Raw genomic sequence first — 13,614 nt, 5'->3', positions numbered from 1 at the left:
ATGATTTCACTGGAACGATTCCTGCAGCGTCGTCAGGCGCTGCTGGCGAAGATGGTGCCTGGCAGCGCAGCGTTAATCTTTGCTGCGCCAGAAGTGATGCGCAGTAATGACACCGAATATCCGTTCCGCCAGAGCAGCGACTTCTGGTATTTCACCGGTTTTAACGAGCCGCAGGCGTTGCTGGTGCTGATCAAAAGCGATGAGAATCATAACCACAGCGTGTTGTTTAACCGCGTGCGCGATCCTGCGGCGGAAACCTGGTCTGGCCGTCGCCTGGGTCAGGAGGCCGCACCCGACAAACTGGGCGTCGATCGCGCTTTACCCTGGAATGATATTGGTGACCAGCTGCACCTGCTGCTGAATGGCCTGGATGTGGTTTACCATGCGCAGGGCGAATATGCCCACGCGGACACACTGGTGTTCAGCGCGCTGGATAAGCTACGTCGCGGCTTCCGCCAGCATCTCAGTGCGCCCGATACCCTCACTGACTGGCGTCCCTGGGTGCATGAGATGCGCCTGTTTAAAGATGCGGATGAGATTGAACTGTTACGTCGCGCCGGGAAAATCAGTGCACTGGCGCATACCCGCGCCATGCAAGTCTGTCGGCCAGGCCTGTTCGAGTATCAGCTCGAAGGGGAAATTCAGCACGAATTTAACCGTCACGGCGCGCGTTTTCCCTCCTATAACACCATTGTGGGTGCCGGAGTTAACGGCTGCATTCTGCACTACACCGAAAACGAAAGCGAAATGCGCGACGGCGATCTGGTGCTGCTCGATGCAGGCTGTGAGTTCCACGGCTATGCAGGCGATATCACCCGCACCTTCCCGGTTAACGGCAAATTCAGCCCGGCGCAGCGCGCGATTTATGACATCGTGCTGGCTTGCCTCAACCGCTCGCTTGAACTGTTCCGGCCGGGCATCAGCATTCGTGAAGTGAATGATGAAGTGGTGCGCATCATGGTCACCGGGCTGGTGGAGCTGGGCATCCTGGAGGGCGACGTCGATACGCTTATCGCCGAAGAAGTCCATCGTCAGTTCTATATGCATGGCCTGGGCCACTGGCTGGGGCTGGATGTGCATGATGTCGGCCACTACGGCACCCCGAGCCGCGACCGCGTACTGGAACCGGGCATGGTGTTAACCGTCGAGCCGGGTCTTTATATCGCACCGGATGCCGACGTGCCCGCGCAGTATCGCGGCATTGGTATCCGAATCGAAGATGACATTGTGATCACTGAAGATGGCATTGAAAATCTCACCGACAGCGTCGTGAAAGAGGCGGATGACATTGAAGCACTGATGGCGGCGGCAAAACAGGCATGACGATTCTGATTGCCGGTGGCGGCATGACCGGGGCGACGCTGGCGCTGGCGATCTCCCATCTGACCCAGGGCACACTGCCGGTAACGCTGATTGAAAGCAGCGAGCCTGGCAGTCGGGCGCATCCCGGTTTCGATGGCCGCGCTATTGCGCTCTCTGCCGGTACCTGCCAGCAGCTTGCGGACATCAATCTGTGGCAGCACATCGCCCGTTGTGCCACGCCGATTACCGACATTCATGTCTCCGATCGCGGTCACGCTGGTTTTGTGTCGCTGGCGGCGGCTGACTACGCTATTCCGGCGCTGGGACAGGTTGTCGAGCTGTTTGACGTCGGTCAGCGTCTGTTTGCGGAACTGAAAAAAGCACCCGGCGTAACGCTGCGCTGTCCGGCTCGTGTCATCCAGGCTAACCGCCATGAGCAGCAGGTTGAGGTGACGCTGGACAGTGGCGAACCACTCAGCGGCAAACTGCTGGTGGCGGCGGATGGCACGCGCTCTGCGCTGGCGGCTTCGTGCGGCATTCAGTGGCAAAGAGACGACTATGAACAACTTGCCGTGATTGCCAATGTCTCCACCGCGCTGCCTCATCAGGGCCGGGCATTTGAACGTTTTACCGAACATGGCCCGCTGGCGCTGTTGCCGATGTCCGGCAATCGCCTGTCGCTGGTCTGGTGTCATCCGGTTTCGCAGCGTGAACGCATTGAGCAGTGGAGCGAGGCCGAATTCCTCAGCCAGCTGCAGCGTGCCTTTGGCTGGCGGCTGGGGAAATTCACCCACACCGGCCAGCGTGAGTATTACCCGCTGGCGCTGCACCGGGCGATGTCGCCAGTGACGCATCGCGTGGCGGTGGTGGGCAATGCGGCGCAGACGCTGCATCCGATTGCCGGGCAGGGCTTCAACCTGGGCCTGCGCGATGTAATGTCGCTGGCTGAAACGCTGGCAGCCGCCCATCGGCAGCAGCAGGACCCCGGCAGCTATGCGGTGCTGCATCATTACCAGCAGCGTCGTCAGCCCGACCGCGCCGCCACCATCGGTATCACCGACGGACTGGTTCGCGTCTTTGCAAATCACTATGGCCCGCTGGTGGCAGGACGGAACCTGGGCCTGCTGGCGATGGATCATCTGCCGTGGTTAAGAAATCAACTGGCTGAGCGCACGCTTGGCTGGGTTAAGCGTTAATAAAGAGGCTCAGATGCAAACTTTTGATGTGGTGATTGCCGGTGGCGGTATGGTGGGGCTGGCGGTGGCCTGCGGCTTGCAGGGCAGCGGACTGCGCATCGCCGTACTGGAAAAATCACCGGAGCCACCGCTGGCGCTGAGTGCGTCACCGTCAGTTCGCGTGTCGGCAATCAATGCCGCCAGCGAACGGCTGTTGCAGAAGCTGGATGTCTGGTCGACCATTCTCTCGCTGCGCGCCAGCGCTTATCACGGTATGGAAGTGTGGGATAAGGACAGTTTCGGCTCCATCGCCTTTGATGATGAGCAGCAGGGCCTGTCGCATCTGGGCCATATCATCGAAAACCCAGTGATCCACAATGCGCTCTGGCAACGTGCCAGCGCCTGCAGCGACGTGACGATTATGGCACCCTCGCAGTTACAGCAGGTCGCGTTTGGTGACAACGAAGCCTTTGTTACCCTGCAGGATGGCAGCATGTTAAGTGCGCGATTAATGATTGCCGCTGACGGCGCTAACTCCTGGCTGCGCAACAAAGCCGATATCCCGCTGACCTTCTGGGATTACGATCACCATGCGTTAGTGGCTAATGTCCGCACTGAGAAGCCGCACGACGCAGTAGCGCGCCAGGTGTTCCACGGCGACGGCATTCTGGCTTTCCTGCCGATGCAGGATCCGCATCTCAGTTCCATCGTCTGGTCGCTCTCGCCGCAGGAAGCGAGCCGTCTGGAAACCATGCCGGAAGCGCTGTTCAATCAGCAGCTCTCGGTGGCGTTTGATATGCGGCTCGGCCTGTGCCAGCTGGAAAGCGAGCGCAAATCGTTTCCGCTGGTGGCGCGCTATGCCCGCAACTTCGCGGCACACCGTCTGGCGCTGGTGGGCGATGCGGCTCACACCATTCATCCGCTGGCGGGTCAGGGCGTTAACCTTGGGTTTATGGATGCCGCCGAGCTGATCGGTGAGATTCGCCGCCTGCATCAGCAGGGCAAAGATATTGGTCAGCACCTCTATCTGCGACGCTATGAGCGCAGCCGTAAGCACAGCGCCGCGATGATGCTGGCGGGAATGCAGGGCTTCCGTGAAATGTTCGCAGGCAATAATCCGGCGAAAAAATTGCTGCGCGACGTGGGTCTGAAACTGGCTGACCGCCTGCCGGGTGTTAAACCCATGATGCTGAAGCAGGCGATGGGCCTGAATGATCTGCCCGCCTGGCTACGCTAAATCCGCCCTTCTGTTAAGCCAGCTTTTGCTGGCTTTTTTTTACGCCTGACACCGCTCTGCACCACAAAAAAGGCAACGCTGCACCAGCAGAGGTCTTCGTTTGATTTATTCTAATTTTGCGGGCGAATTCGCATTACTTTTTCTCATTCTTCTGTCCGCTGGGCGCGGGATTTTTTTTAACATCCTGAATGCCATCCCGCATAAATTTGCTGCGTATATTTAAATTCCCTGCATTTATTGCGCGATTAATCACAAAATTGCAGTTTTATATCCTGTTGGCAGCCGTTCCTGGTTAGGCTGTGCCTCTGCTTTCGACCCCGGTTTGCTTATGGTTAATCGTCAGATTCGGTGGTAACGTCAGCCATAAGAGAACGTTTGCGTCGGCACTGAATTCCGGCGCACTTTTGCACTTACTCGCTTCTGCACAGGATGGTTATGACTCAGCAAACACCTCTGTTTGAACAGCATCAGGCCTGCGGTGCCCGCATGGTGGATTTTCATGGCTGGATGATGCCGCTGCACTATGGCTCCCAGATGGATGAACATCATGTAGTGCGCACCGACGCCGGTATGTTTGATGTCTCTCACATGACCATCGTCGACCTGACAGGCCCGCGTACCCGTGAATTCCTGCGCTACCTGCTGGCAAATGATGTGGCAAAACTGACCCAGCCAGGCAAAGCGCTCTACACCGGGATGCTGAATGCCTCGGGTGGCGTCATTGACGATTTGATTGTTTACTTTATGAACGAAGAGTTCTTCCGGCTGGTGGTGAACTCTGCCACCCGTGAAAACGATCTCGCCTGGATCACGCAACACGCGCAGGGCTATGGCATTACGCTGACGGAACGCGACGACCTGGCGCTGATTGCCGTGCAGGGTCCGCAGGCGCAGCAGAAGGCTCAGACGCTGTTCAGCGAGGAGCAGCGTCAGGCTGTTGCCGGCATGAAGCCATTTTTCGGCGTGCAGTCAGGCGACCTGTTTATCGCCACCACCGGCTATACCGGCGAAGCGGGATATGAGATTGCTATGCCTGCAGAGGAGGCGGCCGATTTCTGGCAGCGTCTGCTGGCCGCTGGCGTAAAACCTGCCGGACTGGGCGCACGTGACACGCTGCGTCTGGAAGCGGGTATGAATCTGTATGGTCAGGAGATGGATGAAGGCGTTTCACCGCTGGCTGCCAACATGGGCTGGACGGTCTGCTGGGAACCTGCTGACCGCGATTTCGTCGGCCGGGAAGCGCTGGAACTGCAGCGTGAACGCGGTACCGAAAAGCTGGTGGGGCTGATCCTCACAGAAAAAGGGGTGCTGCGTAACGGCTTGCCGGTGCGTTTTACCGATGACCAGGGGCAGCCGCAGGAGGGGATCATCACCAGTGGCTCTTTCTCTCCGACGCTGGGTTGCAGCATCGCCCTGGCGCGCGTACCGGCCTCAGTCGGCAGCACCGCCATCGTTGAGATCCGTAACCGCCAGATGCCGGTCCAGGTTACCCGTCCCGTTTTTGTCCGCGCCAGTAAACCGGTCGCTCAGTAAATTTTATTCAGGAGAAATGGCCAATGAGCAATGTGCCGAATACGTTGAAGTATCGCGACAGCCACGAGTGGGTGCGCAAAGAAGAAGATGGCAGCTACACCGTGGGTATCACTGAACACGCGCAGGAGCTACTGGGCGACATGGTGTTTGTCGATCTGCCGGAAGTGGGCGCGACGTTTGCCGCCGGTGAAGAGTGCGCGGTCGCGGAATCCGTTAAAGCGGCTTCAGATATCTATGCGCCGATCAGCGGTGAGATTGTGGCGGTCAACGAAGCACTGACTGACTCACCGGAGCAGGTCAACAGCGAGCCTTATGAAGGCGGCTGGTTATTCAAAATCAAAGCCAGTGACGCGTCTGAAATTGACACGCTGCTGGATGCGGATGCTTACAAAGCCTCCATCGACGAGTAGTCGTCAGGCGGCCTCACACAGAGGCCGCAGATTTATGTTTGCTCTCCGGTTCCCCCCAGCCCGATTCAGGATTTACTGCTAATGACTCAGACTCTCAGCCAGCTTGAACACAACGGTGCATTCATTGAGCGCCATATCGGTCCTTCACCTGAGCAGCAGGCGCAGATGCTTGACGCTATTGGTGCCCGTTCGCTGGAAGCGTTAATCAGCACGATTGTGCCGGCAGACATTCAGCTGCCAGGCCCGCCAGCGGTTGGCGAAGCCGCCACTGAACAGCAGGCTCTGGCCGAACTGAAAGCGATTGCCAGCCAGAATCTGCGTTACAAATCCTGGATCGGTATGGGATACAGCGCGGTGATCACCCCGCCGGTCATCCTGCGTAATATGCTGGAGAATCCGGGCTGGTACACCGCCTATACCCCGTATCAGCCTGAGGTCTCCCAGGGCCGTCTGGAAGCGCTGCTGAACTTCCAGCAGCTGACGCTGGATCTTACCGGCATGGATATCGCGTCCGCCTCACTACTGGACGAAGCAACCGCTGCCGCTGAAGCGATGGCGATGGCAAAACGCGTCAGTAAGCTCAAAAATGCCAATAAATTCTTCATTGCCGATGATATCCATCCGCAGACGCTGGATGTGGTCCGCACCCGTGCGGAGACGTTCGGTTTCGAACTGATTATTGATAGCGCGGACAAAGCACCCGATCATGACGACCTGTTTGGTGTGCTGCTGCAACAGGTGGGCACCACCGGCGAAGCGCACGATTACAGCGCGCTGATTGCCGGACTGAAAGCCCGCAAAGTGGTGGTCAGCGTGGCGGCGGACTTTATGTCGCTGGTGTTACTGGAAGCGCCAGGCAAACAGGGTGCAGACATTGTCTTTGGTTCAGCTCAGCGCTTCGGCGTACCAATGGGCTACGGCGGCCCTCACGCGGCCTTTTTCGCCAGCCGCGACGAGCATAAACGCTCTATGCCAGGCCGTATCATTGGTGTTTCACGTGATGCGGCGGGCAACACAGCGCTGCGTATGGCGATGCAGACCCGTGAACAACATATCCGGCGTGAAAAGGCCAACTCCAACATCTGTACGTCGCAGGTGCTGCTGGCAAACATCGCCGGTCTCTATGCGGTGTTCCACGGCCCGGCGGGCCTGAAACGCATTGCCTCACGCATTCATCGCTTCACCAACATTCTGGCGGCTGGGCTGCAACAGGGCGGCCTGAAGCTGCGCCATCAGCACTGGTTCGATACGCTGACGGTGGAGGTGGCGGATAAAGCCGCTGTGCTGAACCGCGCCCTGAGCTTTGGCGTTAACCTGCGTAGCGACATCCATAACGCCGTGGGCATCACGCTGGATGAAACCACCTGCCGCGAAGATATTCTGGCGCTGTTTGCCATTCTGCTGGGTGATGAACACGGTCAGGACCTGGAAAAGCTCGACAACGAAGTGGCCAGCGAGAGCCACGCGATTCCTGCTGGCCTGCAACGCCACAGCGAGATCCTGACCCATCCGGTGTTCAACCGTCATCACAGCGAAACCGAGATGATGCGCTACATGCACAGCCTGGAGAAAAAGGATCTGGCGCTGAATCAGGCGATGATCCCGCTGGGCTCCTGCACCATGAAGCTCAATGCCGCGGCAGAAATGATCCCGATCACCTGGCCGGAATTTGCGGAGCTGCATCCATTCTGCCCGGCTGAACAGGCTTCCGGCTATCTGCAGATGATCGGCCAGCTTTCGCAGTGGCTGGTGCAGCTCACCGGCTATGATGCGCTCTGTATGCAGCCAAACTCCGGCGCGCAGGGGGGAATATGCCGGACTGCTGGCGATCCGTCGTTATCACGAAAGCCGTGGCGAGGGCGATCGTCATCTCTGCCTGATCCCAAGCTCGGCGCACGGGACTAACCCGGCCTCAGCCCAGATGGCGGGCATGGACGTGGTGGTGGTGGCCTGCGATAAACAGGGCAACATCGACCTTGGCGACCTGCGTGAAAAAGCGGCTCAGGCGGGCGACAAACTCTCCTGCATCATGGTGACTTACCCGTCAACCCACGGCGTTTATGAAGAGACCATTCGCGAAGTGTGCCAGATCGTGCATCAGTATGGCGGTCAGGTTTATCTGGATGGCGCGAACATGAATGCGCAGGTCGGCATCACCACGCCTGGCTATATCGGCGCGGATGTCTCGCACCTGAATCTGCATAAAACCTTCTGCATTCCGCACGGCGGCGGTGGTCCGGGTATGGGACCGATTGGCGTCAAAGCGCACCTGGCCCCGTTTGTGCCAGGACACAGCGTGGTGCAGATTGACGGTGTGCTGACGCAGCAGGGCGCCGTATCCGCAGCGCCGTTTGGCAGTGCATCCATTCTGCCAATCAGCTGGATGTACATTCGCATGATGGGCGCGGAAGGGCTGAAACAGGCCAGCTCGGTCGCGATTCTGAATGCCAACTATATTGCCCGCCGGCTGCAGTCTGCCTATCCGGTGCTCTACACCGGCCGTGACGGTCGCGTGGCGCACGAATGTATTCTCGACATCCGTCCGCTGAAAGAGCAGACCGGCATCAGTGAGCTGGATATTGCTAAGCGCCTGATCGATTATGGATTCCACGCACCAACGATGTCCTTCCCGGTGGCGGGCACCCTGATGGTGGAGCCGACCGAATCGGAAAGCAAAATCGAACTGGATCGCTTTATCGACGCGATGCTGGCGATCCGCATGGAGATTGATCGGGTGACGTCGGGTGAATGGCCGCTGGATGACAATCCACTGGTTAATGCGCCGCATACTCAGCTGGAAATCGTCAGTGAGTGGTCACATCCTTATAGCCGCGAACTGGCAGTCTTCCCGGCGGGCAGCCACAACAAATACTGGCCGACGGTAAAACGTCTGGATGATGTGTTTGGCGACCGTAATCTCTTCTGCTCCTGCGTGCCGATGAGCGACTATCAGTAATTTTCCCGCAGGCAAACGTTAACCATAAAGGGCCGATTCGTCGGCCCTTTGTACTGGAGAATCAGCATGAAACTGGCACTGGTTACGGGGGGCAGCCGCGGTATCGGGCGGGCCACAGCGCTGTTACTGGCCGCCCGGGGTTATCGGGTTGCGGTGAACTACCGTCAGCGCGAAGCGGAAGCTCAACAGGTGGTGGCGCAGATCCGGCAGCAGGGCGGTGAAGCCTTTGCTATTCAGGCAGATATCAGTGATGAAGCCCAGGTGATGGCGATGTTTGCGCAGCTCGACCAGCAGTCCGAACCGCTGGCGTTGCTGGTGAACAACGCCGGGATTTTGTTTCAGCAGTGTCGCACCGAGCAGCTGGATGCGGCACGCCTGCACAAGGTCTTTGCCACCAACGTGATTGGGTCTTTTCTCTGCTGTCGTGAGGCGGTTAAGCGGATGGGCACGCATCACGGCGGCCAGGGCGGCTCCATTGTCAACGTCTCATCAGCAGCGTCGCGTACCGGTGCGCCTGGCGAATATGTCGATTACGCCGCTTCAAAAGGGGCGATGGACACGCTGACCAGAGGATTGTCGCTGGAAGTGGCGCAGCAGGGGATTCGGGTCAACGGCGTACGTCCGGGATTCATCTATACAGAGATGCATGCCGATGGCGGAGAGCCAGGCAGAGTGGACAGGCTTGCCAGCGTGATCCCGATGGGACGCGGCGGTGAAGCAGAAGAGGTGGCGGAAGCGATCGTCTGGCTGGCCAGCGACGCGGCCTCTTACGTCACCGGCAGCATCATTGACGCTGCCGGTGGGCGTTAACTCACTTCGCCGCTGATGCGGCGTGATGACTTACAGGTTTTCGCCGTTACTGGCGATAACCTGCTGATACCAGCTGAAACTCTTTTTCTTCCCACGAGAAAAATCGCCGCTGCCATCATCGTTTTTATTCACATGAATAAAACCGTAACGTTTGTCGTACTGGCCGGTGGTAAACGAGACGCAATCGAGGCAGCCCCACGGCGTATAGCCCATTAATTCAACACCATCGTACGCCACGGCTTTCTTCATCTCTTCAATATGCGCACGCAGATAGTCGATGCGGTAATCATCTTCAATTACGCCATTGGCATTTGGCTTATCGATAGCACCAAAGCCGTTTTCAACAATAAACAGCGGCTTCTGGTAACGCTCATACAGCTCGTTCATCGCATAGCGCAGGCCAACCGGATCGATCTGCCAGCCCCAGTCTGACGCTTTCACATGCGGGTTTTTCACCACACCTTCAAAGCCGGTGATCGGATCGTCAACGCCGCTGGCATCGGTCTTCACTGCGTTGCTCATGTAGTAGCTGAAACCCACATAGTCTGCACAGCCCTGGCGCAGCGTCTCGGCATCATCCGCTTCCATCTGAATGTCGTAACCCTTGCGCGCCCACTCTTTCAGGGTGTAGGCCGGATAGTAGCCGCGCATCTGCACGTCACTGAACACATAGCGCTGATGCATCGATTCCTGCGCCAGCACCACATCGTCCGGGTGGCAGGAGAAGGGATAGACCGGCACCATGGCGATCATGCAGCCAATCTGAAAGTCAGGATTGATGTCGTGGCCGAGTTTCACCACTTTTGCACTGGCAACAAACTGGTGGTGCATCACCTGATACATCGCCTGTTCAGGTTTCTCATGTTCGGTAAAGATCACACCTGAACAGCAGTAACCAAACAGCGGATACTGCCAGTTACGCTGGTTGTTGATCTCATTGAAAGTCATCCAGTATTTCACTTTGCTTTTATAGCGGTTCAGCACCACTTCGCTGAAGCGCACAAAGAAGTCGACCACTTTGCGGTTGTGCCAGCCACCATACTCTTTGACCAGGTGATAAGGCATTTCGAAGTGCGAAAGGGTGATGACCGGTTCAATGCCATACTTCAGCAGTTCATCAAACAGGTCGTCATAGAATTGCAGGCCCGCTTCGTTGGGCTGTTGCTCGTCACCGTTAGGGAAGATACGGGTCCAGGCAATCGAGGTGCGGAAACATTTGAAGCCCATCTCGGCAAACAGCGCGACATCCTGTTTGTAGTGGGAGTAAAACTCCACACCCTTGTGGTTCGGGTAGAAATGACCCGGCTGCACGCCGTCGGTGATCACCCGGTCAACGCCGTGTGAACCGCCGGTCATCACGTCAGCAATGCTGACGCCTTTGCCGCCCTGATCCCAGCCGCCTTCAACCTGATGCGCTGCCACCGCTCCGCCCCAAAGAAAGCCTTTTGGTAACTGCAATTCTGCACTCATGCTTCACCCCATTACGGATATTGAAATTGAGCTGAGTGTAGCAAGGCAATAATGAAAGTCACGATATAACAGCGCGGCAATAATTGCGTTTGATACATCCAAAAAACAGGCTGTTTTATTTCCCCAGCTGGCGGCCGATTGCTTCAATAATATAGGTCACTGGCACCTGAGTCGTAATGTCGGAATTGTCCGCCATACGGATGATGGGCACATGGTAGCAGAGGTTGAAATCACCGATCTTCGCCAGTGAGCAGCTCTCCGTGTTGGTTATCGCAATGATTTTGCACTTATTCAGGCTGAACTGGCTGGCAATGCGCAGGATCTCTTCCGTTTCGCCGGAAACCGATAAAATAATGGCAATGGCGTTTTCATAGAGATCGGGACTGACCGGATAATAGGGATCGTCAATCGCGTGGCTGAATTTACCGAGGTTAGAGAAAAAGCGTGCGCCATATTTTGCCAGGCTGCCGGAGGTGCCGACGCCAATAAAGAAGACCCGCTCAGCCTGATTAATCTTCTGCGCGGCCTCAGCGATGAGCTGTTCAAACTCCGGATTATTGATGCTCTTAAAAAAGCTCAGCATTTCACTGACGCCCGCCGTGTTGAGCATTGGCGCACTCTGCTGTTCGTTTAAGCGCAGGCGGATGCGGAATTCCGACCAGCCTTCACAGCCCATCTTGCGACAGAAACGCAGCACGGTGGTGGTGGAGACACCAGCCTGCTCAGCCAGCTCGCGGATCGTCATGTAGCTGACGCCTTCGCGGTGCTTAATGATGAACTGATAGACCTGCATTTCCAGATCGTTAAGGCGGGCGAGATCGCTATGCGAAAACATGAATGACTCATTGAACAGTTGACTGGCGGCCAGTTTACCAGATTCATCACCCGGTTTAAGGGATAGTGAATTTCACCAGGATAATTTTAGCGTACAAGTGTACACTGAAAAAAGTGTTGGCTACGCTGGATAACGATATCACTGCTATGGAGCTGATCAGGAACCTGTTATGACCCCCCACACTCTCTCACAAACATCAACACGCTGCGGGCTATTCGTTCGCCGAGGAAATTGCCAACAGTATCAGTCACGGTCTTGGCTGCCTGTTCGGTATCGTCGGACTGGTGCTGATGCTCAATCAGGCAACGGAGAGGCAGGCCGACACCCTCACTTTTATCAGTTACAGCCTCTATGGTGGCAGCATGATCCTGCTGTTTCTGGCCTCGACGCTCTATCACGCTATTCCGGCTGGCCCGGCCAGACCCTGGCTGAAAAAGTTTGATCATTGCGCCATCTATCTGCTGATTGCCGGCACCTATACGCCGTTTCTGCTGGTCGCGCTGAGGACGCCGCTGGCGTATGGACTGATGGCGGTGATCTGGGGGCTGGCGCTGGCCGGTATTCTGTTCAAGCTCACGATTGCACATCGCTTTAAAGCGCTGTCGCTGGTGACTTATCTCTGTATGGGGTGGCTGTCGCTGATTGTGGTTTATCAGCTGGCGATGATCCTGCCGCCGGGCTGCATCTGGCTGCTTGCCGCAGGCGGGATTATCTATTCGCTGGGGGGTGATTTTCTATGTGGCGCGCCGCATTCCGTTTAACCACGCCATCTGGCATCTGTTCGTGCTGGGCGGCAGTCTCTGTCACTTCTGCGCTATCTACTTTTATGTGCGCTGAAGTGAGCCTCTGAATTGTGGCACTGGCCCTTCACTTAGCGGAAGGGCCATACGCTCAATCAGCTTTCATCCAGCGAGTAGGGCAGTGGCTGAATGGTCAGATGTCCGCCTTCATCGCCTTCCACCCGCAGCACGCTGTCCGGCTCCAGATCGTTATTCATCACGACCTGAATCCAGCTAATCCCGTCATCTAACTGCACCGCAGCCAGCACGCTGCCGGTTCGACGCCAGCGTTCACCCATCTGCAACTCCAGCGGGGCATTGGCTTCGGGCAGATGACTTGCCTGACCCGCCAGCCAGTAGAGCGCGCGTTTATTGGCGCCGCGATATTTCGCCCGTGCCACCATCTCCTGACCGGCATAACACCCTTTTTTAAAACTGATAGCATCCAGCGCCTGCAGGTTGGTGGCCTGCGGAATAAACTGCACGCTGGTGGCGGGATCAATCACCGGAATGCCCGCTTCAATATCCAGCGCCAGCCACTGCTGACTGTCATTAAACTGTGCATCGTCATTGAGCTTCTGCTTCAGCGCTTCTGCCTGGGCCAGCGAAGTGACAATCAGAAAACGTTCGGCCGGATGGGCAAACCACAGCAGCGTGGTTTCTCCCTGCTGCACCACCGGTTTTTCGCTGTCGGGCAGGCTATCAAACAGATTTGCCAGCGCGGCGCGCGCCTGAAAACCGGCCACGCCCAGCAATACTGACTCATCATCAGCCACCATCGACACTTTCGAAAACACGGCGTATTTCTTTAACTCGGGCAGTTGGGTGTCGCGCAGCTTCACGACGGATCAGATAAGCATAGCCTTCACCGCGATGGAACAGGCGCATATTGCTCCACATTTTGCCTTTAGCATCGCAGTGTGCGGCGAGCGAATGGTGGTCGGCATCCAGCGCGGCGACATCCAGCGTTAACTGCCCCTGCAGGTAAGAGGTGCTGTCGGCGCCGGTAATAGAAACCAGCGCCCAGCTATCCAGTGACATCAGGGTTAACGGCAGATGAGACGACGCGGCAGGCTGGCGCGGCGGTAAAATAAATGTGGGCATGGA

At 57.1% G+C, this 13,614-nt stretch carries 8 protein-coding genes and 3 pseudogenes; 8 read left to right on the top strand and 3 right to left on the bottom strand.

Annotated elements, in window-relative coordinates:
- From pepP to JNO11_RS15565, 7 genes and pseudogenes are all read left to right on the top strand, one after another.
- Entirely contained in the window at positions 1-1,323 is a 1,323-nt protein-coding gene (gene pepP, locus JNO11_RS15595) for a Xaa-Pro aminopeptidase (RefSeq protein ID WP_325177478.1), read from the top strand.
- Complete coding sequence (gene ubiH / locus JNO11_RS15590) at positions 1,320-2,498, top strand: 2-octaprenyl-6-methoxyphenyl hydroxylase (RefSeq protein ID WP_061703080.1); 1,179 nt, start codon at positions 1,320-1,322, stop codon at positions 2,496-2,498. The genes pepP and ubiH overlap by 4 nt, the downstream gene beginning before the upstream one ends.
- A 13-nt stretch (positions 2,499-2,511) precedes the next feature.
- Positions 2,512-3,714 carry an FAD-dependent 2-octaprenylphenol hydroxylase gene (gene ubiI, locus JNO11_RS15585; RefSeq protein ID WP_010671056.1) on the top strand — a complete coding sequence of 401 codons (1,203 nt, stop codon included), beginning with the start codon at positions 2,512-2,514 and terminating at the stop codon, positions 3,712-3,714.
- A gap of 435 nt (positions 3,715-4,149) precedes the next feature.
- Positions 4,150-5,247 (top strand): glycine cleavage system aminomethyltransferase GcvT, encoded by a 1,098-nt coding sequence (gene gcvT, locus JNO11_RS15580; RefSeq protein WP_325177477.1) that lies wholly within the window; start codon positions 4,150-4,152, stop codon positions 5,245-5,247.
- A 23-nt stretch (positions 5,248-5,270) separates the two neighbouring features.
- Positions 5,271-5,657, top strand: coding sequence for a glycine cleavage system protein GcvH (gene gcvH / locus JNO11_RS15575; protein WP_010248802.1), 387 nt, complete (start codon positions 5,271-5,273; stop codon positions 5,655-5,657).
- 81 nt (positions 5,658-5,738) lie between these two features.
- A pseudogene (gcvP, locus tag JNO11_RS15570) lies at positions 5,739-8,613 on the top strand (aminomethyl-transferring glycine dehydrogenase).
- Between the two features lie 66 nt (positions 8,614-8,679).
- Positions 8,680-9,423, top strand: a complete 744-nt coding sequence (locus JNO11_RS15565; RefSeq protein WP_263056286.1) for an SDR family oxidoreductase — start codon at positions 8,680-8,682, stop codon at positions 9,421-9,423.
- Positions 9,424-9,453: 30 nt separating this feature from the next.
- Here JNO11_RS15565 and JNO11_RS15560 read toward each other — a convergent pair whose 3' ends face one another.
- Together JNO11_RS15560 and JNO11_RS15555 are read right to left on the bottom strand one after the other, a co-directional pair.
- Positions 9,454-10,893 (bottom strand): 6-phospho-beta-glucosidase, encoded by a 1,440-nt coding sequence (locus JNO11_RS15560; RefSeq protein WP_029519408.1) that lies wholly within the window; start codon positions 10,891-10,893, stop codon positions 9,454-9,456.
- Positions 10,894-11,008: 115 nt separating this feature from the next.
- Positions 11,009-11,728, bottom strand: coding sequence for a MurR/RpiR family transcriptional regulator (locus JNO11_RS15555; RefSeq protein ID WP_010248792.1), 720 nt, complete (start codon positions 11,726-11,728; stop codon positions 11,009-11,011).
- Between the two features lie 230 nt (positions 11,729-11,958).
- Between JNO11_RS15555 and JNO11_RS15550 the strand changes: the two are divergent.
- Positions 11,959-12,565: pseudogene (locus JNO11_RS15550) on the top strand (hemolysin III family protein).
- A gap of 58 nt (positions 12,566-12,623) precedes the next feature.
- On the opposite strand, the pseudogene ygfZ reads toward JNO11_RS15550, so the two are convergent.
- A pseudogene (gene ygfZ / locus JNO11_RS15545) lies at positions 12,624-13,611 on the bottom strand (tRNA-modifying protein YgfZ).
- Between the last annotated feature and the right edge of the window lie 3 nt (positions 13,612-13,614).

This window comes from Pantoea sp. 1B4, assembly GCF_016925765.1.
GTDB lineage: Bacteria > Pseudomonadota > Gammaproteobacteria > Enterobacterales > Enterobacteriaceae > Pantoea > Pantoea agglomerans.
This window is presented reverse-complemented; position numbering and strand designations above follow the sequence as displayed.

Excerpts from the sequence above, each read along its gene's own strand:
- pepP (WP_325177478.1), top strand. The coding sequence starts at position 1 with ATGATTTCACTGGAACGATTCCTGCAGCGTCGTCAGGCGCTGCTGGCG.
- ubiH (WP_061703080.1), top strand. The coding sequence starts at position 1,320 with ATGACGATTCTGATTGCCGGTGGCGGCATGACCGGGGCGACGCTGGCG.
- ubiI (WP_010671056.1), top strand. The coding sequence starts at position 2,512 with ATGCAAACTTTTGATGTGGTGATTGCCGGTGGCGGTATGGTGGGGCTG.
- gcvT (WP_325177477.1), top strand. The coding sequence starts at position 4,150 with ATGACTCAGCAAACACCTCTGTTTGAACAGCATCAGGCCTGCGGTGCC.
- gcvH (WP_010248802.1), top strand. The coding sequence starts at position 5,271 with ATGAGCAATGTGCCGAATACGTTGAAGTATCGCGACAGCCACGAGTGG.
- JNO11_RS15565 (WP_263056286.1), top strand. The coding sequence starts at position 8,680 with ATGAAACTGGCACTGGTTACGGGGGGCAGCCGCGGTATCGGGCGGGCC.
- JNO11_RS15560 (WP_029519408.1), bottom strand. The coding sequence starts at position 10,893 with ATGAGTGCAGAATTGCAGTTACCAAAAGGCTTTCTTTGGGGCGGAGCG.
- JNO11_RS15555 (WP_010248792.1), bottom strand. The coding sequence starts at position 11,728 with ATGTTTTCGCATAGCGATCTCGCCCGCCTTAACGATCTGGAAATGCAG.